The organism is Psychrobacter sp. ASPA161_9, from assembly GCF_051970275.1.
GTDB lineage: Bacteria > Pseudomonadota > Gammaproteobacteria > Pseudomonadales > Moraxellaceae > Psychrobacter.
The window spans coordinates 12727-39646 of the sequence record NZ_JBEFNI010000013.1 but is presented as its reverse complement, the minus strand read 5'-3'; the positions used below and the strand labels follow the sequence as shown (position 1 = coordinate 39646).

The following is a 26920-nucleotide window of genomic DNA, read 5'->3' as shown; positions in this document are numbered from 1 at the left end:
TGTTTGACAGGTGTCAACATAGGTGTAGCTAGTTTGTGTTTGTTCAACGAGTGGTAATCTTATTGATTCACTACTTGCTTGGTAAACATAGCAACACCTCCTCATTAAAAATAATCTAAGGATAGAGCATGAGCGACAGCGCCATTAATCCCGCTTTTAACGATGAAAATACTACGACATCAACATTGACTAACCCCACCTTGGTACTTAACTGTGGTTCGTCTTCTATCAAATATGCACTAATCAGCGAAGATGAATCAACCCGTATCACTGGTCTGGCCGAAAACCTAGGTCTGGATACTGCCCGTATTAAACACAATACGTTAGATGGCAAAAAGCTTGAAATTGCCATTGCAGGTGGTCGTCATGAATTAGCCTTACAAAAAATCCTTGAGCTACTTGAGCAGTATCACTTCATTGCAGTCGGTCATCGCGTGGTTCATGGTGGCCGTGAATATTCAGAAGCTGTTCGTGTGAACGAGCATGTGCTATCAGAAGTAAAACGCCTAAAAGTATTAGCACCGCTACATAATCCTGCCAACGCGCTTGGCATTGAAGCTGTGCAAGCTATCTATCCTGAAATTCCACAAGTCGTCGTATTTGACACCGCCTTTCACCAAACTATGCCGCCAGTTGCCTTCCGTTATCCGCTGCCGAAATCATTATATGAAGACCACAAAATTCGTCGTTATGGATTCCATGGTACTTCGCATGCTTACGTTTCAGAACGTGCTACCCAGATTACAGATGCCAAAGGCCCTCATGGTTGGTTAACCGCACACTTAGGCAATGGTTGCTCTGCGACCGCCGTCTATGATGGCAAAAGCTTGGATACCAGTATGGGACTAACACCGCTTGAAGGCCTGATGATGGGTACGCGTAGCGGTGATGTTGATCCAAGCTTACATATTCATCTAAAGCGTCAGCTTGGTTTGAGCTTAGAAGAGATTGATAAGATGCTCAACAGCGAAAGTGGTCTGCTCGGTATCTCAGGATTATCTAATGACTTACGTACCATCGAGGAAGCGGCCAACGAAGGCCATAAAGATGCGCAGCTTGCCATTGAGATGTTCTGTTATCGCGTTGGTAAATATCTAGCCAGCCTAAGCTGTGCGCTACCTGACTTTACTGGTATTGTCTTCACTGGTGGTATTGGTGAAAACTCAAAAACTACTCGTGCACGCATCTTAGATGTCATGCGTCATTTCGGTATTAAGTTTGATGCCGACAAAAACGCAAGCCTAGTCGGTGGTAGCGAAGGTAGCTTCCATAGCGATGATAGCAGCATTGAGCTTTGGGTTGTGCCAACCGATGAAGAGTGCCGTATTGCGCAAGAGACCCGCCTAGCGCTAGGCCTTGCTTAAAAAGGAGACTGCTTCTACGAGAAGTAAGCGCTTTTTATGACTTCCTAAAGGATTTAATAAACCTCCTTAAGGATATAATAAATAAATAGTAGGATACGCTATGCAAACCATATTACTTGTTCCTATCAGTCGCGGTATCGGTGTGACATCAGCGGCACTAGGCCTGATCCGCGCATTAGATTATAACGGTATCAAAGCTGGCTTTATGAAGCCTTTTTTGCAAGATGATACGCTCGATAAACAAAATAGCTTGGACAGCTCAAGCGCATTGACCATGCATGCGTTTGGCCTAACCCCGCCTAAGTCTATCAACCGTCAGCGCGTTGAGCGTATGATTGGTGATGGTAACCTTGATGACTTGATGGAAGAAGTGGTCATTAATTATCACACTATTGGCGGTGATCAGGATGTTGTCATCTGCGAAGGCTTGGTCTCGACGACTGAAGCCTCTTATGCCGCGCAAATTAACCGTGCTATCGCCCATGCACTTGATGCCAAAATCATCTTCGTCAGTACGGCTGATACCAAAAACCCTGCCCATCTTGCTGATAAGCTTGATATGCATGCGCGTGAGTTTGGCGGTATCGCAAGCGAGCGTACCTTAGGGTGTATCTTGATGCGCGTCGATGTGCCGAACACCTTTGAGAACCAACCAGTTGCTCCTGGTGAAGCTGTCTTTACCCTTGATAAGAGCTTCATTCAAGAAGTGCAGCGTTTGTCACCGCATTTTGATACTGAGCAATTTCGCTTAATTGGCGTCGTGCCATTTAGCGATTCGCTATCCGTCCCTCGTACTTGGGATATCGCCGCTGAGCTTGATGCCACTTGGTTGAACGTTGGCGAAGCAAAATCGCGCCGAATTAATCATATTAGTTTAACGGCTCGCTCGATTGCACGTATCGATGAAGTCTTCAATCGTGGCACTTTGATCGTCGTACCAGGCGACCGTGATGACTTATTATTGGCGGCGGCTCTAGCCTGTATTAATGGCGTTCCATTAGCAGGTCTAGTATTAACGGGCGGCGTCATGCCAAACGAGACCGTCACTGAATTATGGCAATCTGCACTCAAAACGGGCATTCCAGTTATGAGTGTCGAGACGGATAGCTACGAGACAGTACAGAACCTCATGCATATGAGCGCTGAGATTCCAAGTGATGATACCGAGCGCGCGTTAGACGTTACCCGTTATGTAGCGGCGCATTTGGACTTAAGCTGGATTAAAGAGCAGTTCAGTGGTGATCACAAACCGCGTTTATCGCCAGCAGCTTTCCGTCATCAAGTCGTCTTAAAAGCACAAAATGCTAAAAAGCGTGTGGTATTGCCAGAAGGCTCGGAACCACGTACCGTAGAGGCAGCGTGTATCTGCCAAAGCCGCGGTATCGCAAACTGTGTGCTATTGGCTAAGCGCGAAGATGTCGAACAAGTTGCCAAAAATCGAAATTTAATCTTGCCAGAAGGGCTTGAAATTATCGATCCTGATACGCTCGATATGAGTAAATATATCGCGGCGGTCGTTGAACGCCGTAAAGGTAAAACCACCGCAGACGTGGCTGCTGAATATCTGCAAGATACGGTTTATTTAGGCACTATCATGCTGCAGATGGATGAAGTCGATGGTCTAGTCTCTGGTGCGATTCATACTACTGCCAACACGGTACGCCCTGCATTTCAGCTGATTAAGACGGCACCGCAGTACTCATTAGTATCGTCGATCTTCTTTATGCTGTTGCCTGAGCAAGTCGTTGTATATGGCGACTGTGCCATTAACCCAGACCCAACCGCTGAGGAATTGGCTGAGATTGCTATCCAGTCTGCGCAATCTGCCGCAGCCTTCGGTATCGAGCCAAAAGTTGCTATGATTAGCTATTCAACAGGTGCATCGGGTACGGGTGCTGACGTTGAAAAAGTCACTCGCGCCACGGAGATCGTTCGCGAACGCGCCCCCAATCTCGCTGTTGATGGCCCATTGCAATATGACGCTGCTTCGGTCATGAGCGTTGGTAAGCAAAAAGCCCCAGACTCGCCAGTCGCTGGACAAGCTAACGTGTTTATCTTCCCAGACTTAAACACGGGTAACACTACTTATAAAGCGGTGCAACGTAGCGCCAATGTCATTAGTGTGGGTCCGATGCTCCAAGGTCTAAACAAGCCTGTCAACGATCTATCTCGTGGGGCGCTAATCGATGATATCGTCTACACCATCGCTCTGACCGCTATTCAGGCACATAGCGACCTGATTTAATTATTTAAGCACACGCTTAAAAGCCGTATTTTATTCAGCCGACTGTTTTTATTCAACCGACTGTTTTTATTCAACCGACTATCGTCATGATGGTCGGTTTTTTTATTGCTTTTAATGACAAGCACGCACCTGCCCATTACAATCGTGCTTTAATATGCTCAATCAATACAAACTTATCTACAGGTAACAATCTCAATTATTATGCCGCACTCAGCTCAAGCCACTTATATAAACCCTGATTTAAAAAACGATGTTAGCTCAGCTGATAAAAAGGATGCATCTGCTATTCGTGCTTATCTCGGTGGCTCATTTGATCCGGTACATGAAGGTCATTTGCAAATAGCGATGCATGTCTATCAGGATTTATTACCGCTAGCTGAGCAGCAACAGCGCAAACTGCATGTGTCATTACTGCCCAATGCGCGCTCGCCTTTTAAAGATGAAAGCACCAATCCTGAGCATCGCTTAACCATGTTAAAACTGGCTACGCAAAATACACCGCTAAAGATTAGTGAGCTTGAGCTATGGCAAACGCCGCCCGTCTATACAATCAATAGTGTGCAGACATTACGTGAGCGCTACCCCAATGACTGCTTGATATTTATCATGGGTATGGACAGCGCGCGTAGTTTGGATAAATGGAAAGATGGTTTACAACTGACAGATTATGTAAACCTTTGGATTTTTAACCGTTTTAGCATTGCTGAAACAAACAGCACTGACGAAAATGAAAATCTCATTGATAAGAATTCAATAGCGCAGAACGCCACTATCCTACAATCCCAACTCCCCTCTCAACTTCAAGATTTAATCACCAATTTACCTACTGAATTGATAACGCCAACTGCGCAAGGACTTGCGAATAACGCTGTCTTGAAAAACAGCAATCAAGGACGCATTTACATAGACCCTCGCCCTGTAGCGGCAGTATCGAGCACGCAAATTCGCCAGCAACTACAGCACCAGAAATTACAAAACACGAAAAATCGATTAAATATAATGCCCATAGCCGAAACGCAAATCACATCTGTACAGCCAATAAATGATATCATGAGCAATACTGAATCCAATCCATTAGCTAAATGGCTAAATCCTGCTGTTTATCAATATATTATCGCCCATCAGCTATATTCTGCTGCTCAATTCCGTTAAAATCATCTTATCTTTGTCGTTTTGCATGTCCTATCTCTATTTACGACTGGCTATATATGACCAGTTGGCGGCTGCAAACTGACGATTTACCACTTTATTTTTAATATTTACGATTCAAGAGATTAAAATTTATGATCAACACCATGACTGATGAACGCTTAAAAGAGTGCTTAACTGTTGTCGAAAGCGCTCTAGAAGATATGAAAGCTAAGAACATCACCGTAATGAATGTAGAAGAGTTGACTGACGTAATGGAACGCATCGTGATCGCTGAAGGTACGTCTAAGCGCCATGTCCGCGCGATGGCTGATAGCGTCGGTGCTGAAGCTAAGCAAGCCGACTTTATGCCACTTGGTCGTGAAGGCGGTACGGACTCTGACTGGACTTTGATTGATTTGGGCTCTGTCGTCGTGCACATGATGACTCCGCAAGCGCGTGAGTTCTATGACTTAGAAGGTCTATGGTCATCACCTGAGCAATTGGCTGAGCTGGTCGCCACGCCACGTGAAAAGAAAACAGCCGGTCGCCGCAATAAAAATAAATAAGATTGTTAATTGCGATAATCGTCAAACATTGAAAAAACTACTATTAAAAAGACCAGATATCTATTCTGGTCTTTTTTTGTTTAAATTTTAAGATGTTGATAAATTTTAAAATACTAAGACCGTATAATCAGATAAATGATTAAGCGAAGATAATATCCATCATTAATACCCAGCATTAATGACAGCAATGACATAACCACTCGCCTAATAAATAACTCCCTATAGATTAGGAAAATTCATGAGCATACAATCAGCCAAAACCCTAATACAAAATCAAGTCAAAATCGACTTTAACCAAACCCTGCCAATACATATCGCTAACCTCACCTGCGTACGTGCTGGCAAAGCCATGCCATTCGCGCGTGAGCAGATGAGCGCTATTGATAAAGCGCCGATTAAAGCCCCTGTCGCTGTCAACTTTATGGGTTTGACCACCGACGAACAAGCTGATCGACGTCATCATGGTGGCCCGCTAAAAGCTGTACATCAACTGCCACCTGCTACTTATGAAAAGATTAATGCAGAATTTGGCTTAAAGGTGCGCATCGGCACACTCGGCGAGAATCTCACTACCGAAGCGGTGAATAGTCTGCCAGAGATGGATGAGTCCACCGTTTGTATTGGTGACGTTTTTCAGTATGGAGGATATGAAATAACTGGCACTGACAATACTGACAATACTGACAACGACAGCGTGCAATTACGCATCGTGCAACCGCGCCGCCCCTGCTACAAGATTAATGACCAAATCGGACAGTTTACTAAAGTACCAAATATCGCTGCATGGGTAAGCAAACAAGGTATCGCTGGTTGGTATTTCCAAGTGGTACGCGACGGCATGATTAACGCTGACTTGCCAGTGTATTTAATCGAGCGTCCCTATCCGTTCGCTACTCTTGAAAAGCTGTGGCAACTGTCAAACTCAAAAGAAAAGTTCGATGCTGAAGTCATTGAACCTTGGTTAGCGATTGAGTGTTTGGAGGAGAGTTGGAAAACCGTTTTGGCTAAAAAGATCCGGAAGGACTAAAAAGATTTAATCAAAAAAAACCTTTAATATCATCTCTTAAATTAATTAAACTTAAAATTTGATTAATTACTCAACATTTATAATAGTGATTTCAAACAAGTTATAACAATAGTTAAAAGTCTTTTTTGCGTAAAACTGACTGCATAGTGAGTGTGTTTGCGTATTAAATATTTAGCTCTCAAAGAGGATTGTATGAGCGAAAAAACTGAGAGCATCAGCTACCTGCAAGCGATAGCGATTAGCGTAGGAGCGATTATAGGATGGGGTGCTTATGTGATGCCTGGCGATCTATTTTTGCCGCAGTCGCAGCTATTAGGCTCATCTGTCGCCATTATCATTGGCACGTTAGCCATCTATATGGTCGCCCAAGCCTATATTAACTTATTGACCCAAACACCAGAAAACGAATCAGGTGGCATCTATTGGATTGAAAAATACATCAATAGAAAACACGCCTATATCTATGGCTGGGGCGTGGCGATAGGTTATATCTCTATCGTGGCACTCAACATATCAGCCGTCGCCTTGCTACTAAGGTATCTTTTGCCCAGTAGCTTACAGCTAGGCTACCTATACACGATTGCTGGTTGGGAAGTCTACGCCAGCGAAGTATTCTTATGTAGTGCTGCCATCATTTTATTTAGCTATATCAATTTGCGCGGGGTACAGGTCGGCGCCAAAATCCAATTATATATTGCCCTGTTTATGATTGTGTCGGTCACTGCACTGTTTTTCGGCTCGCTTTGGGCGACTCCGACTACGCAAACCTTTTTGCCTACTGATATGCAAAGCAGCTCTATCACAAGCTTGGCATGGTTACCTATTCTCGCTGTCATGCCTTGGGCATACGTCGGATTTGAGACCACACCGCAGATTTCCAAATCTATTAGTGATTCGAAAACCAAGACCAAAAGCATTATTTTAATCTCGCTTATCGCTGGTATTTTATTCTATTTTTTGATCAATTATTTTACCGCCTTAAATATGAATTTTGATTATCAAGCGATCAAAGATAGCAATTGGGCTACTGGTGAGGGGATAGATAATCGTATTGGTAGCATTGGCATTTGGCTACTGTCCATCGCTATGATTGGCTCCATCCTTAGCGGTATCAATGGCTTTATACTATCCTCAGTCAAGCTATTAGAATCTATGGGCGATTCGTCTTTATTACCCAGTATTTTTACCGATAAAAACCATCATTTTAGTAAGACTAAAACCGTAGTACTGATCGCTGTAGTTTGCCTATTTTCTCCTTGGCTTGGTAGAAACTATCTACTTGATATCGTCAGTATGGCGTCGCTGGGGATTACCGTCGGCTTCGCTTATGTGACGTCAGCAGATTTGATTAATGAGCGCAGAAAGAAGCAGGCTGGTCTGTTAAATTATCTCGCAGTCTTAGTCAGCATCATCTTTATATCGCTGCTACTGCTACCCTTCTCGCCTGCTGCTTTATCGTTGAACGCTTATATATTATTGGCGGTATTTATCATTTTAGGTGCGATTGGTTATAAGAGGATAATTCCTATTAGTAGCGTCAGTCTTGGTTAAAAATAGTGGCGGTTATGAGTAATAATATAGGCGGTTTAAAATTAAACAGATATAAAGATTAAAACGCACGACTGTTATAGTTTTTTCCTATTTATTTAATAGTACTCCCTTCAATACAGAGCATTTCATGGCAAAAAATATTACCTCTTTAGCATTAACATCAGTATTAACATCGTTCATGACATTGTCACTCATCGGCTGCGTCGCAACATCGACGCCGCGTTATATTATCGACAGTGAAACCTATCAAGCCCAAGGCAAAAGTGAGCGCATCAAAACCATTGTCCTGCACTATACGGTCTCAGATAATGACCGATCGATAAAAACATTGACCACTGGTCAGGTCAGCTCCCACTACCTCATTTTATCCAATGACGATGATAAGATTTATAACCTAGTGCCCGAAAGCGAGCGTGCTTGGCATGCGGGTAACAGCGGGTTTGCGGGTAGAACTATCCTCAACGATACCTCTATCGGCATCGAAATTGTCAATGCTGGCATTAAACCTGAATATCGAGACGCGCTTAGAAGTAGCGAGCTAGAATATCGTCCTTATGAGCACTATGTAGAATTTGAGGAGTTGCAGATTAAAAAGGTCGCTCAGCTGGTGCAAGATTTGGCAAAAAGATATGACATCTCTCCAAAAAATATCGTTGGTCACTCTGATATAGCGCCATCACGCAAAATCGACCCTGGAGCCAAGTTTCCTTGGGAGCGGCTGTATTTCGATTACGGCATTGGCGCTTGGTATGATGAATTTGATAAGCAATTCTTTATGCATCCAGACACCTTTGCAGCAGCAACGATACCTGAGATTAAGCAAGCCTTTCGAGATTACGGCTATCAAATCAACGATAGCGATGAATGGGATAAAGCCAGTCGTGATGTGGTTTATGCGTTTCAATTGCATTTCAGACCTCAGCGTCCAACTGGCGATCTGGATTTAGAGACTTATGCTATTTTAAAGGCGCTCAATAAAAAGTATGCTGGTCGTGATGACTTTTATTAAAATTGGTTTTTAGAACAAACCCTAGTTTTAAAACCTTTGCAAAACGATATTTCTAATCGATATTTGCTAATGAGGTATCTTATGATGCTACGTATTCACGCGCTATTTCATACTGATTATGAAGACTTTAACTTCATCAAGCAGTGGGCGAATAGTCACAATCATATTATTAATGTCAGTCGCTCTTACGATAATGACTCGTTACCTGAGCTAGATAGCTTTGATTGGCTGATTGTGATGGGTGGACCGATGAGCGTTCATGATGAGGAAGAATATCCGTGGTTAAGCGCGGAAAAACGTCTGATTAAACAAAGTATCGCTGCTGGAAAGACCATCATTGGTGTTTGCTTAGGAGCGCAGCTGATCGCCCATTGTTTGGGTACTAACGTACAGCCATCTGGAGTAAAAGAAATCGGTTGGTTGCCAATTCGACTTACGCCCGCAGGTCATGCGCATCCTCTATTACAAGATTTACCAAAGCAGGATTTTACCGTATTTCATTTTCATGGTGATGGTTTTGACTGTCCAACAGGGGCTAGCATTATTGCATCATCGGATGCTTGGGCCAATCAAGGCTTTGTCTATCAAACTGCGCTGCATAAAGAGCTGGGCAATTGGGTACTAGCGTGGCAGTGTCACTTTGAAGTAACCAAAGAGAGCCTTGCCAAGATGATAGCTAATGGCAATAATGCCATTCAAAGTGGGCTGAAAGAATATCCCAACACCGTACAATCACCCGCTGAGATCATCGCGCTGGGTGATAACTATATCGAAGAGAATAACGCAAGGCTATCTGCGATGCTAAATCGGATAGCTGCAAACTGAACAGTAAGGAGAATAGCTATGACTGATTCAAAACATAATGAACAGGATGAGCTTCAAAAGTATTTAGAAGAAAAAGCTAAGCAAGATCAGGAACAAGAAAAAAAGCAGCAACAGGAAGCTGAGTCGCTTTCTGAATATGAGGCATGTGTGTTGAGAGAGAGTGCTAGGGTGCGGGAGTTGATTGCTGAGGCTCGGGAGGGTTTGGATGGGTAGTTTAGTGCAAATGTTTAGGTAAAGATAACATAGCATTATTTGTGCAAATGTTTGCTATTATTTGATAACTCTATTTATCTATGGCAGCTTCGAACAATAAAAATAAGGGATTTATTTAAGTGCGAAAAACAATAAAATACTTCATGTGGGGATATCAAGAGCATTTTAGGTTTTCTCTAAAATATGATACGGAGAAGGTCTTAGAAAAAATAGGCTTGTACGATGTTGATTTCGAAGTGCTTCTTGTAGGGGCACTTGCTTCAAATAGTGAAAATAATTATCCAATCTGTATAGAACCAGAAGATGAAAAATGGGACTTAAAAATTTTTAGTGGTTTAATAGAAGATATTGGAATAGAAATAGAAAATCATCCATTAAAAAATATGTTCTATTCTAATGATGAACAGGCAACGAGAGACAAGCCAGAAAATATAAGAAGAGAGTCTGTTTCAATAGCCGTAAAAAAAGCTTTATTGCAGTATGATGAAGATAATGATTTAGAATCTTATGTTGGATTAAGCACTTTGGTTGAAGGTTATTATGTAGTTCCAATCATACAGATTACCAAAGAAGTTTTCCGAAAACATCCTAAGTTAGACAAAAAAACTCTCAGAAATAGGAATTTATCTCAAGGCTCTTCGAATCTTGTTGATGCAGTTTTAAAAATACTATTAAGTAATGCAAGCAAACTATTGAAGACGGAAAATCCAGGGCGAGGGCTTAGTAATATTAAAGTTAGAGAAGTAGTGCGAAGTGCTGCTGATAGCTTTCTGTATACACCATCAATAGCTATTTACGAAAAATATTCTTTCACCAACCTATTTGAAACCCTTAACTTAATTTCTTCATTATTTTATGAAGGAGTGCATAGTTTAGGCAAAATTATTATCAGCAACCCTGAGCATGCTTCGATAGTATTTTCTTTAGAATTTCAAGACCCAGTACCTATAAGTAAAACACGTTGGGTACGAAAAGTTTTGGAAATGTCATCAGAGAAATTTTCTTTAATAGCCGATAACGAATTTATTTATGGTTTAGGCAGTTTAATAGCTGACTACGATTTCTCTGACCAAAATATATTCATTGTTGAATTTTTGGATCACTACTACTGGCAGATTTCTTGTGGTGATATTATTTTACTACAAAGTCATTATAACGAACCTCGCCTTTACGCTGGTAATGGTCAAGAGGAATTGCTTTTTGACAATCTAAATAGACTTTATCCCTATACAACTCATACTGAAAAACAGAATATTTTAAACTTGGTACTCACACTCACTAATTTGAACCGTGGCAGTATGCTAGTAATTGCTGAAGATGCTGAAAGTGAAGTAAAGAGACTAGCTAAGCTAGGAACGCCTATTAAACCTATATTACTGACTCCTGACCTTTTAGAGCAAGTGAGTGGCATAGATGGTACGGTCATAATCGACCCTAAAGGAATTTGTTTCGGTATTGGGATAATTTTAGACGGAGATGCAATGCCAGAATGTACCCCGTCAAGAGGATCGAGGTATAACTCTGGTGTACGTTATGTCTATCCAACTGAAAATAAAAAGCGCTTAGCAGTTATCGTATCTGACGACAAAACGGTAGATATTGTTCCAAGACTTAGATCAATGATACGTCTTAGTGAAATTGAGCATAATATTAGTCTTTTAGAGCATGCTACCTTAGAAGATTTTAATCAGCCTAGAAACTGGATTGATGATAACCGATTTTATTTTAATGAAGAACAATGTATCAGAGTAAATGCAGCTTTAGACAAGATAGAAAATTTAAAATCTGAAGTTGGACGAATACGTTTTATAACTCAAAGATTGAGTCCAAATAAAGATATGAATATTAGCTATTTGAAAGATTAGTTTGCTTTCTAGTCCATATAATTTTACCAGACGTCCTTCGACCACTAACATTGTAGTAGTTGCCATTAGCTTTATCGTTTCCATTGATTATATTTAAATCAACGAAACCTATATGTGTTCTCAGAGTCTTATCATCTAGACTATTCGGTCTATTTTCATAATTATAAACTAGCTTGTAACCATGAATATCATCATAAATAATGACGGCTGAAATACTTTCTGAACTAGACTGTTCTGTAGTTAGAACTATTCTTATCTTATCCCAACTTTGAATAATTTGAACGTTTCCATGCCAATTAAAGGTTTCGTGATCACTTTTACCATTACATGACCAAGCGCCTGATATATTTGGAAGCTTTAACAATTTTGAGACTGGCTTTAGTTTCCAAATCCAATTATTAAAAGAATAATAAATAATATAGAACAATATTATAGTCAATATAACCGTAGAAATCAAAGTAGGAACACTCTCAAACCATGCTATATATGTAATAAGTTGCGAAACAATAAGTGCTGTCAAAATAGCAGATAAAGAGTATAAAGTTTTTCCAACTTTAGACCTATTCATTCCATTTTGAACAGTATATTCGTGACCTTTAATAGACACTTATCCTCCAGTTTAGTTATTACGAATGTTTGAGTACATCCATTATAGAATGGATTTTTTTATAATGTTTCCGTTTAGAATTACAGTAAAATTTAACCCACCTTGTAGGGCATTTTGCCATATAAAAGGTGGGTTACGCTATCGCTAACTCACCCTACCGACTTTTAGTCTGTGAGCTTAAACCACGACGAATACTTGTAAGAACACTATGTTGCCGCTAGCCCCGACTGTAGCGGTATCCTGCTGGTTTGGGCGAGTTGCGATGGTTAGGTTTTGGGGTGTCGACGCGGAGCAAGCGACGACCCAAACCGTAGCCAGAGCCTCGCCCAGACTGGCAGATAGTAGCGAAACAGAAAATTCCCTTTAAGGAATTTTCACTTGCGAAGCTAAAATTGCATTGCAATTTTTTAACGCCTCTCAGGAAATAGCTCCCCTATTTCAAAAAACCCCAAACACAAAAAAGGTGAGCTTTAAGCCCACCTTTTCTATATGAAGAAACTTTATATATTACTCAGCTCTTTTAAAGCCAATAAAGCCTGCTCAGCCTTATCATTTGATACAAATATATGGTCATGATAATAGGCGGCAATGACATTGGCACTGATACCTTTTGAGGTCAGCTTAGTTGACACTGCTGCGGTTAGACCTACGGCTTGTAAGCTTGAGTGGACGGTTAAAGTAATTTGTCGAAAAACACCCTCGTAGTTTAAGCCAGCCTCATCAGCGTTGTCTTTTGTTAAAACCAGAGTCAGCCCTTCTGGCTCTACAAACGTCGCGATTGGTTCTAATTCTGAGTACTGCGCCAACTGCCCTGTCACTGTACAGAACACAAATGACTCATCAATAAGTTCTGGCTGCATCGAACTTAGCAACTCGTTTATATCTTTAACTCCTGACATCTTCTTACTCCTAATGTTACTTAACGCACGCCGTGTAGGGTGGGTTAGTTTTACCAAGTTCTCGTAGAGAATGTCGGTAAGACGTAACCCACCATCTAGATTAGTTTGCCACACCGATGGTGCGTTACGCTATCGCTAACTCACCCTACTATCTCATCCTACTTTTAGCTTAAAATCGTTGGGTGTCGCAAGCTCCACCCAACCTACGGAATTGAGACTTAACAAAACTTTTAGCTAATTCTAAATAGTGGCCTAGAGGCGCGGTTTAGCCCCGACTGTAGCGGTATCCTGCTGATTTGGGCGAGTTGCGGTGGCTAGGTTTTGGGGTGGCGACGCGGAGCAAGCGACGACCCAAACCGTAGCCAGCGCCTCGTCCAGACTGGCAGATACAAGCGGAAGGCGGGAAATGCTCCCACATAAAACCAAACCTCAAACACAAAAAAGGTGAGCCGAAGCACACCTCTTTTTATTATTTAAAACTATAAGCAATTGCTAGAGGTTTGAGTAGCGAGGAAAACATGCGCAAGCACTACATATCGTAGGCTCAGCAGGTTTGACAATGCTAATCAAGCCTCTAGGTTTGCGACTATCGTAACCAAGCCCGCGCATTACGGAACATACGCATCCACGCGCCGTCCTCATCCCACTCTTCTGGTTTCCAGCTGTGATTGTAGGCACGTAGCGTACGCTCAGGGTGCGGCATCATGATTGTGACGCGACCGTCGGTGCTACACAGACCCGTGACACCGCCGAGCGAACCGTTTGGATTGAGCGGATAGGTCTCGGTCGGATGACCTTGGCTGTCGACATAACGCATGGCGAGCTGACCGTGTTTTGCCATACCGTCGATCTCGGTGTTGTCCAGCGTGGCATAGCCTTCACCGTGCGCCACAGCGATAGGCAAGATACTGTCCTGCATACCTTTGAACAGGATGGACTTGGTACGCTCGACTTTTACGTTGACGGTACGCGCTTCGAAGCGAGCCGACTTATTGGCGATGAAGCGTGGGAAGTTTTCCGCGCCTGGAATGAGGTCCTTTAATTGCGCCATCATCTGACAACCGTTACAGACACCGAGTGAGAAGGTATCTGGACGGGCAAAGAAGCGCACAAACTGCATGCGCAATTCGTCATGGAACAAGATAGAGTTCGCCCAGCCGGAGCCTGCGCCCAGTACGTCACCGTAACTAAAGCCACCACAAGCGACCAGACCATCGAAGTTACGTAGATTGATGCGACCTTCAAGCAAATCGCTCATGTGCACGTCGACCGCTTCAAAGCCTGCTTGGGTAAAGCCTGCTGCCATTTCCGACTGACCATTGACGCCTTGCTCACGCAGGATAGCGACTCTCGGTTTGTTTTCACGGCTGTTTAAGTACGGCTCTTCAACTTTTTGATTAAGGTCAAAGTTTGGCGCAGCGATAAGACCTTGATGGCTCGCATCAGCAATCAAGTCATACTCTTGTTGCACGCAAGCTGGGTTGTCACGGCGACGCGCGATTTGATAGCTGACCTGACTCCATTCTTGTTGCAACTCGCTACGGCTAAAGCGTAGAGTATCGTCACCCATGAGTGTTGGCGTTTGGATGATTAAGCTGTCTTCTTCTGAGCTTTGGCCAACGAGGCTAAGCATATCGCTGACATTAAATGCTTCTGCCAATTGCATTAAAGCGGCGACGTTTTCTGGTAAGACTTGAATGACTGCGCCCAGCTCTTCACTGAAGAGTTGACCAAGTAAGTTATCATCGGTTAAAGACAGCTTGATACCTTGGCGGCTAGTGAATTGCATCTCTGCGATAGTCGCCAGTAAGCCACCATCACCGATATCGTGATAGGCGCTGATAATGCCTTGCGCGTTGCCCGCTTGGATAAAGTTAAAGAAGTCGACCAAGTCGCTTGGCTGTGCTAAATCTGGGCAGTCATTACCTAATTGGCTAAGCGTTTGCGCAAGGATTGAACCGCCTAGACGGAATTGACCTTTCGACAAGTCAATACGGTAGAACGCGCTGTCACCGTTAATAAGTTCAGGCGTTAGGGTTTTTGCCACGTCAACGACAGGCGCAAAAGCAGTAATCACTAGGCTCATTGGCGAAACCACTGATTTGTCTTGGCTATCCTGCTTAGCATTGCTATCTGTCCAATTGGCGCGCATCGATAGCGAGTCTTTACCAACGGGGATAGCGATACCGAGTGCTGGGCATAGCTCTTCGCCAACGGTATATACCGCGTCGAATAATGCGGCATCTTCCGCATCATCGCCACACGCTGCCATCCAGTTCGCCGACATGGTGATGTCAGATAGCTTAGCGATACGCGCGCCTGCAATGTTGGTAATGGCTTCACCAACAGCAAGACGTGCAGAAGCTTTAGGGCTAATCAGGGCAACAGGCGTACGCTCACCGACACTCATTGCCTCGCCCGTCATGGGTTTACCATCAAGCGCTAATAAGCCTGATGCCGTGACTGCGCAATCTGCGATGGGGACTTGGTAACGACCAACATATTGATCACGCACCACCATACCCGTGATAGAGCGGTCACCAATGCTAATGAGGAATGACTTGCTCGCGACGGTAGGATGACGCAACACGTCTTTGATAGATTCAGCTAGATTGATGTCACCAAGCTCTAACGCAGGTAGTTCATTCTCCTGACGGCTAAAGCTACGCTGCATCTGCGGCGTACCACCAAGTAATACTTGCATCGGCATATCGACTGGCTGCTCAGGTAGCAATTCGTCATTAACGACTAGCTGACGTACTTCAGTAGCTTCACCTAAGATGGCATACGGGCAACGCTCACGCGCACAGATCGCATCGAATTGGTCTTTGCTTTCAGGGCGAATCGCCAGCACATAACGCTCTTGTGCTTCGTTTGACCAAATCGCCATTGGCGACATGCCTGCTTCTAACGACGGGATTTTACGTAGATTTAGCACCGCGCCCATTTCATGGTCATTGACCAATTCAGGCATGGCATTCGATAATCCGCCTGCTCCAACATCATGTAAGGAGACGATTGGATTACCATCTTTACTGTTGTTGCTTGCGTCAATATCGTTGCCAGCAAGTGCCCAGCAGCGATCGAGGACTTCTTGACAGCGACGCTCCATCTCAGCATTGTCACGCTGAACTGAGGCAAAGTCTAGGCCTTCATCAAGTGAACCACTATCAACAGACGATGCCGCACCGCCACCAAGGCCAATTTGCATCGCAGGGCCACCAAGGACGATTAATAAATCACCTTGCTGAATGGCATTTTTTTCAATCAGGTTGCGTTTGATATTGCCGTAACCACCTGCCAGCATGATAGGCTTATGATAGCCGCGCATCTCGCTGCCGTCTTTTGCCGCTGAGGTATCCAATTGGAAACTACGGAAATAACCGCATAGGTTTGGACGACCAAACTCGTTAGAGAAGTTAGCTGACCCTAATGGCGCTTCAGTCATAATCTCAAGGCTGGTCGCCATACGATCCGGCGTACCATAATCCTGCGTACTTAATTTACCTGATTGCTCCCATTTTTCCGCAAGCTCTGGGATATGTAAATGTGACACATGGAAACCAGTCAGACCGGCTTTTGGTTTACCACCACGACCCGTTGCGCCTTCATCACGAATCTCACCGCCCGCACCTGTCGCCGCACCCGCATAAGGAGCAATGGCGGTTGGATGGTTATGGGTTTCGACTTTCATTAAGATATCGATTTCTTCTTGATGGAAATCGTAAGGATGCGCAGAATTAGGATTTTGAGCGTCGGTAGGAATCGAGTAAAAACGCATCCCCTCTGCCCCAGCCATCACCGCAGCGTTGTCTTTATAAGCAGATAAAATGCCTTGTGGATTAGCCTTATAAGTATTCTTAATCATTTGGAACAATGACTTTGGCTGTACTGCACCATCCACCGTCCACTCAGCGTTAAAAATTTTATGACGGCAATGCTCTGAGTTTGCTTGGGCAAACATCATTAGCTCAACGTCCGTTGGATTACGCTTGAGCTCATTGACGTACGCATTCATCAGATAATCAATGTCTTCACTCGATAGCGCAAAACCAAACTCTGTATTGGCTGCTTCTAACGCTGACTGACCTTGTCCAATCACATCGATATGATTGAGCGACGCTGGTTGCTCGTCATCGAACAATTTATTCACATCGTCTAAATCATAAACCAAGCTTTGGGTCATGCGATCAAACAATAATTGCTCAGCGGCTTTAGGTAGCGTAGCACCTACTTTGCCGTCTGCTTTTTCATCAACGGTTAAAGTATAAACGATAACGCGCTCGACACGGTTAATCTTAATATCACAGTTATTAAAAATATCGGTCGCTTTACTGGCCCATGGCGAAATCGTACCAAAACGCGGGCTCACGATCACTTGTAATTGGTTGTCTTGCGGGGTGGCAAGTTGGGTATCTTCTTTAATACCAAATAGGTCCAGCGCTTTTTTCTGCTCATCACCTTTTAGTTCTCGTGATAGCACATAAACTTGCTGAGTATGGATGTGGCTGACATTTAGCTCGGTTTTTTGCTGAAACTGACTGATGAGTTGCTGCGTCTGAAAATCGGTAAGAAACGGTTGTCCGGCGATGGTCATCATAAAGGCATAATCCGTAAGATCAAGGCATCTCTGCCATGCAAAGTAAATGGTCCGCGTATTATAACAAGAAGCCCCATAATAAGCAGGTATAAACCGCGATAAATTGCCTGTAGCTCCTATAAATTGAATGCAAATATGTTTTTTATACTAAGCCTTTTTATAGCAGCAAGCTTTTGACTGACTTGACACATTTTTTACTTAACACTTGTATACCTTACAAACGCTCACATCGTATTACGGGCAACCTATATAACTGGACGGGTGCCTATCGTTATTCTACAACCAGCTAATAATTATAACGATTAACGGCGAGTGTCATTCAAAACAACTTGTAATTCAAAACAAGAAGCACCCCATCAATTTAAAACCATCATAATTTTAAAAATATAAGGATGTATCATGAGTAAACAAGAGAGTATCGACAAAATCCAAGCGGTTATTAAAGACGTAAAATTTGCCATGATGAGTACTGTAAACAGTAAAGGTGATATTCATGCTTGGCCAATGACGACTAGCGAGGCAAGCATCGGTGGTAAAGAGATTTGGTTCATCGGTGATAAAAAATCGGACGTGGTAAAAGACATTCAAGACAACCCCAAAATTGGTCTGTCTTATGCTTCTCAAGACGAAAAAGATTATGTCTCTATCAGTGCCAATGCAGAGTTGCCAACTGATAAAGACAAATTAGATGAGCTATGGTCACCAGTTTACAATGCATTCTTTGAGCATGGTAAAGAAGATGAGAACGTGCAGTTAATCAAAGTCGTACCACATGGTGTAGAGTGCTGGTTAAGCGGTAGTTCTACTGTCAATATGTTTAAAATGGCTGCTGCTGCCTTACAAGACGGCAAAACTGCTGAAAATATCGGCGAGCAGTTCTCAGTATCTTTATAGTAAAAATATATGCAGTAAAAAAATATCTAGGATGAACCCATAAAGTAATTCAATAATTTCAAGCGTCAATAAGCATCCGTTTATTGGCGTTTTTTATATACCGAACTTCGATGATACTGTTCAATAAGATGGCCTATAAATACAAAATTACAAACCTTCACAGCGCATTACAGACTGCCTGTATAGTTCTATTAGCTGATTTAGATATATTAATAACTGGTTATGGATTTATAAGAACTGTCGTTGAAGACAAGTAATGTTCATATAGTTGATTCACTATAGAATAAGCACAGTGCTACTAGGATAAATTTTGTGCAACCTCTGTCTGCGCAGGCACAGCAAGCAAGGAAAATTTATACCAGTAGCGAGTTGTAATATTTGTATTTATTTTATTTAGGACTGACTATAACGTTTTGATTTATGTTGAAGTAGCTTTTTTAATGACTTTTAAACTCCGAAATTTTAAATAGTAAAGGATAACTATTATGAGTAAACAAGAGCAGATGGATAAACTCCAAGCGATGGTAAACGATATTAAATATACAATGATGACTACTCGTACTCATGAGGACCATCTACATTCTTGCCCGATGAATACCACTGAAACCAGTATCGGCGCCAAAGAGATTTGGTTTATCGGTCATAGTCCTTCTGAGACGGTCGATAATATTAAGAAAAACCCAGAAGTGAATTTGGCTTATGTCAGTCAAGATGATAAAAACTATTTATCTATCACTGGCAAAGCTGAGTTGGTAGAGGATAAAGAAAAACTTGATGAGCTGTGGTCAGTGCTGTACAACGCCTATTTTGAACAAGGCAAAGAAGATCCTAAAGTTCAGCTGATTAAAGTCGTCCCTCATGGTGCTGAATACTGGGCTAACGGTAATGCCATTGCTAGTGCCTTTAAAATGACAGCCGCTGCGGTAACAGATACCGCTATTGAGAAAAGCTTAGGTGAGAATTTTTCGATAGAGCTGTAATGTCTTAACAGTTCAGTGTGATAAATAAAAAAACGCCAGTGGCTAGATGCGCCTGGCGTTTTTGTTAGTCTAAGTTTTATTCGAAAAGTAGTAATACTATGGGTTCAACCGCTCTGCTTAAGATAAGGCCATGCTGCCTTTAGATAAATGAACATTGACCATAAGGTTAAAATCACCGCTGCGACCATCAGACCATAACCAATAAGCTCAAGTGATTCCCAGTTTAATAAGAGCACCGTAATAGCTATCATCTGAAAGGTTGTTTTGAGCTTGCCAACGTAGGATACTGCCACACTGGTGCTTTTGCCCAGCTCTGCCATCCATTCACGTAATGCTGATACTGCAATCTCACGTGAGATAATCACAATTGCTGCTATTGCCATAATAATATTGGGATGCCATTGCACTAAGATAATAAGTGCTGCTGCGACCATCAGCTTATCAGCGACGGGATCTAAAAAACGCCCAAATGCTGACATTACGTTGAGCTTACGGGCAAAATAGCCATCAAGCCAATCGGTAATAGCGGCAATAATAAAGACGGCCGTCAATAGCAAATGTCGCAATAAGCTATCGCTGAACTCACTCATCCCTACCTGTGCGATGACGTTATTTGAAATCGCAGGCATGCCAATACCCATGGCTGGGGGCCAATAGGCAATCGCTACAAATAATGGAATCATCAAAATACGCGCAATAGTAAGATTATTGGGTAAATTAAAAATACTTTTATTATTTTGCGGCTGTAGCGGTTTTTGCGTATGCAGTTGTGTGCTTTCGGTCATGGCAAGCCTAGTTTGATATAGACATAAGAATGGTTGCTAGCTTAGCATTTTTCGCCCTTCTCGTCATGCCATCTTCTGCAAGTTAATAAATACTAACCAATTATCTAATTATTGTTCAAATGACTCGAAATTATTCTGAATAGAAAATTCTAAGCATGTTCATCATGATATAAAACTGTTTCAAAGTATGACATTGTATCAAAACACTCTTAAACGTAATGTCATGTAACTGGAGTAACAAAAAACACTTAGCTTCCGCTATTATGAATATATTACGAAAACAGTTGTACACTCAGGTTTATAAATGAAAGCTGTACCAAAGTTCTAATAACAATAATAAACAAAGACTGTATCTGTAGCCTATCTACATCGCCAGTTTTCCTCAGCCCACAGTTTCCTCTGTGGGTCTTTTTTTGTCCTAAAATTCTGTTAGCTGATATCATAGCATGATAATTTTCTTGTCAATCTAGCAGTTATTTTTCAAAGTTTATATCAATCTATAAGCTGCCTCTAACTTTATTTTCTAAGAAAGTTAGATAAAGACATGAGCAAAGCCTCCTGATTCATACCCTCCCCTATAAACACAATATCTCCAGGCCTAGAGTCGCCTTTCTCAGACGGCAGAATCTCCGGCTGTTGCATGACCTTACGTACAGATTGTAGTAATAGCGCACCTTCGTCTGTCTGTAAAACGCCTTTGACTCGTAGAATCGTATCACCCCGAGCGTGCAACAACGCCGATAGCCAAACGGTAAATTCGACCCAGTCTACTTCTTTGGGAATCGGCAGCGAAACCACAGTCGTTGGTGTTCCCATATTAACGAGAGTCGATTCGTAGATTTCAGTAGGTGGAGGGAGTTGCGGAACAGAGCTTTCGACACCGAATGCGGATAATGAAATTGGTGCGGCTGGATTGATTTTGCTGATGGTTGAAACAAGGTTCGATAAGGACTGCTCGGATACTTCTTCTGATTTTGCAATGACAACGCGATCAGCTGACAGAATTTGCTGTCGACATAAGGCGTCAGTCTTTAGCGCCATCTGAAAATGTAGCGCATCAGCCATGATGATGGTTTCTTTAAGTGCAAAATGGTAAATCAGAATAGGATGCTCTTTGATAGCGACTATAATTTCTTCGGGATCAGCTAAGCCACTAGTTTCTATAATCAAAGTATCAGGCTGAGTAGTAGTCAAACCGATTGATCGTCCGTTTGTTCGAGACTCGGCAACCTCAAGCAGTGCTGATATTAATTCTTCTTTGCCTTTTGGGGTTCCTGCAGTTCCGGTAAGAACTTTGACACTCATCGCTTCGCCTAACAGCAAGTCGTCAACAGGTTGCTGGGCTGCTTCTTGGGTGAAAACTTGAGCGTTGCCAAACGTCTTCGCAAAAAGCGCATGACGCAGCCATGTGGTCTTACCTGAACCCAGATAGCCGCTCAATAGAACGATATTAAGACGATTGTCTTGTGAGGTTTGCATTAAAATCAAGCCACTGCATGAGTGGTTAAGGGATCAATTGCAAAGCCTTGACGGCGTTCTACTTCAGCCCATAAGTCAGTTAGATTGTCGACCATGACGCGAGCCCCACCTGGACATACCAGCTGAATCTGCGGGATTACCCCATCCGCATAAACTGAGAACCCATAAGGTTTTAGCACTCGTTTTAGTATTGATACTCGATGAAACACGGCTCTGAAACGGATACCGCCAGTTTGTGCGCCTGCTTCTGTCCAGTGCCCTGGAGCCGCTGGATTACCACATGCATTACACATGATTCTTCTCCCTATAGATGACCTTAACAGCACTGTCAACAATACCACCAAGGTCAATAAACTTATCAATACAGAGTTCTTAGATCACTTCTGGACGCTTACCACCTTCAAACGGAAAGCGCTTGCGGAAATCTGCAGCGATATCTTCAAAAGGCATCCAGACGACACCTTCGTGACTGTTTATGTAATCAATCAGACGTTCAAGCATCATTAATACCTGTGGTCGACCAGAGACATCAGGGTGAATGGTGAAAGGATATACCGCATAGTCCATGTTGCGATAAACCCAATCGAACTGATCACGCCACATCTCTTCGATATCGCGTGGATTGACGAATCCGTGACTGTTGGGGACGTTTTTCATAAACATCATCGGCGGCAAATCATCCATATACCAGTTGGCACCAATCTCGACCAGATCAATCTCGTCGCCATGGGTCATAGGGTGCATCCACTCTTCTGCTGTTTTTGAATAATCGATAACATTCCACTTATCACCCACTCGCGCGTAAAACGGCTGAAAATCACGGTAGCCTTGGCTATGGTCGTATTTGAAATCGTATTTGGCGAGGATCTCAGGAGTCGCGGCTGACATCTCCCACCACGGTGCCACGTAACCACGCGGGCTTTGACCCGTCAGCTTGGTAATCAGCTCAACTGATTTTTCCATGACCGCTTCTTCTTGGGCTCGGGTCATGGCAATGGGGTTTTCATGTAAGTAGCCATGCGCGCCTACTTCGTGACCATGATCGACGATCATCTTAGCAATGTCAGGAAAAGTCTCGAGGCTGTGACCGGGGATGAAGAACGAGGTACGTAAATCGTATTTTTTAAACAGACGCAATAAGCGTGGGACGCCGACTTCGGATGCCCAGACACCGCGCTGAATGTCTGACGGGCTTTCGCCGCCGCCGTACGAGCCGATTTGACCTGCTACTGAATCGACGTCCGTACCGAATCCACATATGATAGTTTTAGACATGTCTCACTCCTTTGATATTTCTAGTTTGGTTTAGTTTTATTCCTTTGGGATTTCAGCTCTGTTTTACTCCTTTGTTAAATGGTTATGATAAGTTTTAAGAAAATAAATTTTCGACAGAAAGTGACGCAGCTAATAGATCGCTTTCTCGGCCGCCTGGCATCGATAGCAAAATACTGGTAGGCATCTGGTTTTCGTCTATGCCATTTGGCAAGGCGACGCCGCACCAGTCCAAAAAGTTACCAAGTGCTGTATTGCGCAGCATTAACGCATTGGTATAGATATACAGCTCATCGTCTTGTTCAAGCGGTTTAAGTTCGGGAGCCGTAATAGGCGTGGTGGGAAATAGCACAATTTGATCGCCCAGAATTTGGCGGTTTTTTTGAATCAATCTGGCGCGCTCTCTTTTTATGACAATCAAGTCACGAGCAGACATCTCTCCTGCATCGAGAATGCGAGCAAGAACCCGTGGATCCATCTGCGCCGCACGCTCAGAATGTACTAGATCCCAGTGTAGATCTAAGGCTTCTGGGCCAACTAAGTAGCCGTGTTCCCGAGCAAGCGTGCCTATTTGGTCGAACTCGTTACAGACTCCACGTCTTACCGTAGCACCTGCTAGCTCAAGAGCGCGAACACTTGCTTCAAAGTTCTCAACCACCGCCTGTTGCGCATTTTTAAAAACAACATTGGTAGGAATAAAGAAGTTGAGTTGACTGATAGGGGTTTGCTTGGGCGTTGCAGGCGCTCGGCCATTGAGAATTTCTGCCGCACCGATGCAGCTTTTTAGGTCAGCACCAAGCGGACCAAAGGTATCCAATGTCGGTGAGAGTGGAAACGTACCCCCTTTTGGAAACGCGGCGCTAGAACCTTTATAGCCGACTATGCCATTTAACCCAGCAGGAATACGTATTGACCCGCCAGTATCACTGCCGATAGCCAAAGGTACTAATCCGCGAGCGACAGCAACACCGCAACCTGAGGACGAGCCGCCAGGAATACGATCAGGGCCCGTACCATGTGGGTTTTTAAGAGTGCCAAAATGTGGATTAAGACCAAGGCCTGAATAAGCAAATTCAGTCATATTAAGACAGCCAATGGATACAAGGCCAGCTCGAGTGGCATTGGCAACCACATCGGCATCACGAGTAGCTGGAGCATTGGATTTAAGGACAACCGATCCTGCGGTGGTCACCCGACCCTCTATATCAAATAGGTCTTTCCATGCGATAGGGACACCATCCCACGCACTAAGTGGATTGCCTTCGCGGCGGCGTTGCCTAGAAGCATGGGCTTCTTTTAGCGCTCGTTCTTCGAGCAATTCTGTGAAAATAGCGGGATCAGAAGCTCGGATGTTCGCAAATGTCTCTTCAACAAGCTCAACCGGACAAAGGCTGCCTTTTTCGAGGCGGGCTGCCATGTCTACCGCTGAAACAGAATCTTTGGTAATTTTGCTCACAATCCACTCCATGTTATTGATTTTTTTGAGATTATATTACTGACCATAGGTCAAAAAAAGAAGATAGTCAATTGGCATTGTTTAGCAAAATCGCCTTATTCAAGAATAAAAAGCAACTATTCGATTACTAAAAAAACCTTGTATTGATTAGTCTTGAAAAAGTTATTTTTTAATTGAGTTGGTCACCATATTTATAGAGTTAGCAAACGTTGATGTTCGGCTACTATCAATTATTTTTTAACTTTAAATGGCTCCGAAAATTGAAGTATTAAAAAACCAACCACAGACAATATAATTGCTATCTCGTAACGACCATAGGCAACTGAAATACCGATAGCACCCGTATTCCATAAACTGGCTGCCGTTGCTGTCCCTTTTGAGCCTTTCTCATTTTTAAAAATGGCACCACCACCGATAAAACCCATGCCTGTAATAATGGCGTACATGATTCTCGCTTCACCAGTGGCATCGTAAATATCCATGCCCACCAACATGAAGGCACACGAAGCAATAGTTACCAATGGAAAGGTTCTAAGCCCTGCGCCGTTATCTTTCATCTCACGATTAAGCGCAATCGGCAGTGATAATATAAAGGCAATACTCAGTTGGAAAAAATGGTATCCCATTAAGTCTAAATCTAAATCGAATCCAAACATGGTTTACTACCCTCCCTTTTTAGAGAAAACGCATTTAAACTCTAACAATGGGTGCATTGGATATTTTACTATCTACGTGATTAGAATAATATTTGCATTTTAGGAGGCGCAAAGTACTTTTACCGTCTCTTTTGCCACCTGATAGCAGCTCTCGATATTGCCTTGCCCGCACCAATCACCACTGACGATCCATTGATGTTGAGTATCAATCAATATTCCTAACGCCTCACTGCTGCCTCTATTTTTCACATCAATCACTGTCGCTGCATAACGCCAACGATGGCAATCTATTTGACTGGGTGCATAACCCTCATGCCAATTTAGTGCTTGCTGTGCGGCTGCTAGCAATTGCGCTTTAACCGTTTCAATATCATCATCGACGTGCTCTTCGGACCAGTCGTTGCGCGCGTGAATAGTGACACTTGGAAGTAGGTCATCATGAGCAGGCTTTTGATGCTCGATAAATATTCTATCGAGTATTGAGGCATTTACATAAGCCACATCCAATGCTGATTGAATGTCATTACTTAACGTTTTTGGTAATTGCTCTAAGTTATCCCAGCCTAACATAAGCGTATAGCAAGCCAGCATTTGTGGTTCGATAATTTTGGCTTGCTTCGTAAAGCCACTGTCTGCCATCAGCTCTACTGCCTGACCGTTTGGCGCAGTACAAATAACCCAATCAAACCAGCCCAGACTGCTGCCAGTTTCATCAAACAGCTCAGTTTTTATAGCTTTATTATCTTGTGCGCTATTTGTTTGCGCTTTATTAATTGGAGCAACACGGGTCTTAAATTTTATAGTTGTATGCTGTAAATCATCAGCCAATGCGCGACCCCAACTGGTCATTTTAGGGGTGCTAATATAACGCGCGTGATTGGTGTCCCATTGCTCTTTTCTCTCTACATTAGGTGAATGAGCATTTTGAGAATTGGCATTGGTTGGCGTCAAATTAACCACTTGAGCGCACCACGGTTGCAGTAATTCTGAATCTAGCCAAGGCGCGATAAATTGCTTAAAGCTGGAAGTTTTTGCCGTAAAAAACTGCGCCCCGAATGCCCATTGCCAGTTTTTATTGGTATTGCTATCGGTGAGATAGCGCGTAGCTAGGCGACCAACGCTACGTGATTTTTCAAAGATAGTAATTTGCAGTGCTGAAGAATTAACAGAAGGTTTAGTTTGTTGCTTAAGAAAGGCGCGTTCTAACAATGTCGCCGTAAATAGACCTGTCAAACCACCACCAATGATGGCTACTTTCGGCGCAGTGTTCAGATCGGTGTTCAGGCCATTATTCAAGGTAGCCTGATTGTCATGGTTAGTTTGCTTTGAGCTATTATCAGTAAACTTATCAGTAGCTGGCAAAATATGGTCAGTCATGAGAACAGTAGGCCTTATTAAAAATTGAGCAATAATTAAAAATCTTATTAAACGAAAATGTTGAGCAAAACATTAAGCAAAAAGCATCAGTTTTATTCTTGTTTAGCAGTATTTATATT

Annotated in this window: 24 protein-coding genes; 13 read left to right on the top strand and 11 right to left on the bottom strand. The window is 43.0% G+C overall.

From position 1 onward, the window contains the following. Positions 1 to 128: 128 nt before the first annotated feature. From ACTQ9S_RS13195 to ACTQ9S_RS13150, 10 genes are all read left to right on the top strand, one after another. Positions 129 to 1364: an acetate/propionate family kinase gene (locus ACTQ9S_RS13195; protein WP_440455198.1), complete on the top strand. Its 1236-nt coding sequence runs from the start codon at positions 129 to 131 to the stop codon at positions 1362 to 1364. A 100-nt stretch (positions 1365 to 1464) separates the two neighbouring features. Continuing rightward, entirely contained in the window at positions 1465 to 3609 is a 2145-nt protein-coding gene (gene pta, locus ACTQ9S_RS13190) for a phosphate acetyltransferase (RefSeq protein WP_440455197.1), read from the top strand. Positions 3610 to 3810: 201 nt separating this feature from the next. Then, complete coding sequence (locus ACTQ9S_RS13185) at positions 3811 to 4761, top strand: nicotinate-nicotinamide nucleotide adenylyltransferase (protein WP_440455196.1); 951 nt, start codon at positions 3811 to 3813, stop codon at positions 4759 to 4761. A gap of 131 nt (positions 4762 to 4892) precedes the next feature. Next, complete coding sequence (rsfS, locus tag ACTQ9S_RS13180) at positions 4893 to 5306, top strand: ribosome silencing factor (protein WP_068034054.1); 414 nt, start codon at positions 4893 to 4895, stop codon at positions 5304 to 5306. A gap of 238 nt (positions 5307 to 5544) precedes the next feature. Continuing rightward, a complete protein-coding gene (locus tag ACTQ9S_RS13175) occupies positions 5545 to 6333 on the top strand; it encodes an MOSC domain-containing protein (RefSeq protein ID WP_440455195.1) in 789 nt (262 codons plus the stop codon). 192 nt (positions 6334 to 6525) lie between these two features. Further along, positions 6526 to 7884 carry an APC family permease gene (locus tag ACTQ9S_RS13170; RefSeq protein ID WP_440455194.1) on the top strand — a complete coding sequence of 453 codons (1359 nt, stop codon included), beginning with the start codon at positions 6526 to 6528 and terminating at the stop codon, positions 7882 to 7884. A gap of 127 nt (positions 7885 to 8011) precedes the next feature. Beyond that, positions 8012 to 8893 carry an N-acetylmuramoyl-L-alanine amidase gene (locus ACTQ9S_RS13165; RefSeq protein WP_440455193.1) on the top strand — a complete coding sequence of 294 codons (882 nt, stop codon included), beginning with the start codon at positions 8012 to 8014 and terminating at the stop codon, positions 8891 to 8893. An 81-nt stretch (positions 8894 to 8974) separates the two neighbouring features. Continuing rightward, entirely contained in the window at positions 8975 to 9718 is a 744-nt protein-coding gene (locus ACTQ9S_RS13160; RefSeq protein WP_440455192.1) for a type 1 glutamine amidotransferase, read from the top strand. Between the two features lie 18 nt (positions 9719 to 9736). Then, positions 9737 to 9931 carry a hypothetical protein gene (locus ACTQ9S_RS13155; RefSeq protein WP_440455191.1) on the top strand — a complete coding sequence of 65 codons (195 nt, stop codon included), beginning with the start codon at positions 9737 to 9739 and terminating at the stop codon, positions 9929 to 9931. A 119-nt stretch (positions 9932 to 10050) separates the two neighbouring features. Continuing rightward, on the top strand, positions 10051 to 11796 hold the full coding sequence (locus ACTQ9S_RS13150) for a hypothetical protein (protein WP_440455190.1): 1746 nt from the start codon (positions 10051 to 10053) through the stop codon (positions 11794 to 11796). Here the strand turns inward: ACTQ9S_RS13150 and ACTQ9S_RS13145 are convergent. Next, positions 11777 to 12403: a hypothetical protein gene (locus ACTQ9S_RS13145; protein ID WP_440455189.1), complete on the bottom strand. Its 627-nt coding sequence runs from the start codon at positions 12401 to 12403 to the stop codon at positions 11777 to 11779. The genes ACTQ9S_RS13150 and ACTQ9S_RS13145 overlap by 20 nt on opposite strands. 208 nt (positions 12404 to 12611) lie before the next feature. Between ACTQ9S_RS13145 and ACTQ9S_RS13140 the strand changes: the two genes are divergently transcribed. Further along, on the top strand, positions 12612 to 12770 hold the full coding sequence (locus ACTQ9S_RS13140) for a hypothetical protein (RefSeq protein WP_440455188.1): 159 nt from the start codon (positions 12612 to 12614) through the stop codon (positions 12768 to 12770). 133 nt (positions 12771 to 12903) lie between these two features. Here ACTQ9S_RS13140 and ACTQ9S_RS13135 read toward each other — a convergent pair whose 3' ends face one another. From ACTQ9S_RS13135 to purL, 3 genes are all read right to left on the bottom strand, one after another. Further along, on the bottom strand, positions 12904 to 13302 hold the full coding sequence (locus ACTQ9S_RS13135; RefSeq protein WP_440455187.1) for an ACT domain-containing protein: 399 nt from the start codon (positions 13300 to 13302) through the stop codon (positions 12904 to 12906). 265 nt (positions 13303 to 13567) lie between these two features. Continuing rightward, positions 13568 to 13720, bottom strand: coding sequence for a hypothetical protein (locus ACTQ9S_RS13130; RefSeq protein WP_440455186.1), 153 nt, complete (start codon positions 13718 to 13720; stop codon positions 13568 to 13570). 168 nt (positions 13721 to 13888) lie between these two features. Beyond that, the gene (gene purL / locus ACTQ9S_RS13125) at positions 13889 to 17902 is read right to left on the bottom strand and encodes a phosphoribosylformylglycinamidine synthase (RefSeq protein ID WP_440455185.1); all 4014 of its coding nucleotides are present in this window, start codon (positions 17900 to 17902) and stop codon (positions 13889 to 13891) included. Between the two features lie 399 nt (positions 17903 to 18301). Between purL and ACTQ9S_RS13120 the strand changes: the two genes are divergently transcribed. Together ACTQ9S_RS13120 and ACTQ9S_RS13115 are read left to right on the top strand one after the other, a co-directional pair. Continuing rightward, positions 18302 to 18796, top strand: coding sequence for a pyridoxamine 5'-phosphate oxidase family protein (locus ACTQ9S_RS13120; RefSeq protein ID WP_068034031.1), 495 nt, complete (start codon positions 18302 to 18304; stop codon positions 18794 to 18796). 485 nt (positions 18797 to 19281) lie between these two features. After that, positions 19282 to 19776, top strand: coding sequence for a pyridoxamine 5'-phosphate oxidase family protein (locus tag ACTQ9S_RS13115; protein ID WP_068034029.1), 495 nt, complete (start codon positions 19282 to 19284; stop codon positions 19774 to 19776). A gap of 104 nt (positions 19777 to 19880) precedes the next feature. On the opposite strand, the gene pgsA is transcribed toward ACTQ9S_RS13115, so the two are convergent. The 7 genes from pgsA to ACTQ9S_RS13080 form a co-directional block, all read right to left on the bottom strand. Further along, entirely contained in the window at positions 19881 to 20561 is a 681-nt protein-coding gene (gene pgsA, locus ACTQ9S_RS13110; protein ID WP_068034027.1) for a CDP-diacylglycerol--glycerol-3-phosphate 3-phosphatidyltransferase, read from the bottom strand. Between the two features lie 516 nt (positions 20562 to 21077). Beyond that, positions 21078 to 22040, bottom strand: coding sequence for a CobW family GTP-binding protein (locus tag ACTQ9S_RS13105; protein ID WP_440455184.1), 963 nt, complete (start codon positions 22038 to 22040; stop codon positions 21078 to 21080). A 5-nt stretch (positions 22041 to 22045) separates the two neighbouring features. Then, positions 22046 to 22333, bottom strand: coding sequence for a hypothetical protein (locus ACTQ9S_RS13100; protein WP_440455183.1), 288 nt, complete (start codon positions 22331 to 22333; stop codon positions 22046 to 22048). 79 nt (positions 22334 to 22412) lie between these two features. Beyond that, the gene (locus tag ACTQ9S_RS13095; RefSeq protein WP_440455182.1) at positions 22413 to 23315 is read right to left on the bottom strand and encodes a polysaccharide deacetylase family protein; all 903 of its coding nucleotides are present in this window, start codon (positions 23313 to 23315) and stop codon (positions 22413 to 22415) included. A 94-nt stretch (positions 23316 to 23409) separates the two neighbouring features. Then, positions 23410 to 24768 carry an amidase family protein gene (locus ACTQ9S_RS13090; RefSeq protein ID WP_440455181.1) on the bottom strand — a complete coding sequence of 453 codons (1359 nt, stop codon included), beginning with the start codon at positions 24766 to 24768 and terminating at the stop codon, positions 23410 to 23412. A 230-nt stretch (positions 24769 to 24998) separates the two neighbouring features. After that, the gene (locus ACTQ9S_RS13085; RefSeq protein WP_068325593.1) at positions 24999 to 25424 is read right to left on the bottom strand and encodes an MgtC/SapB family protein; all 426 of its coding nucleotides are present in this window, start codon (positions 25422 to 25424) and stop codon (positions 24999 to 25001) included. A gap of 99 nt (positions 25425 to 25523) precedes the next feature. Then, positions 25524 to 26801 (bottom strand): NAD(P)/FAD-dependent oxidoreductase, encoded by a 1278-nt coding sequence (locus ACTQ9S_RS13080; RefSeq protein WP_440455180.1) that lies wholly within the window; start codon positions 26799 to 26801, stop codon positions 25524 to 25526. Between the last annotated feature and the right edge of the window lie 119 nt (positions 26802 to 26920).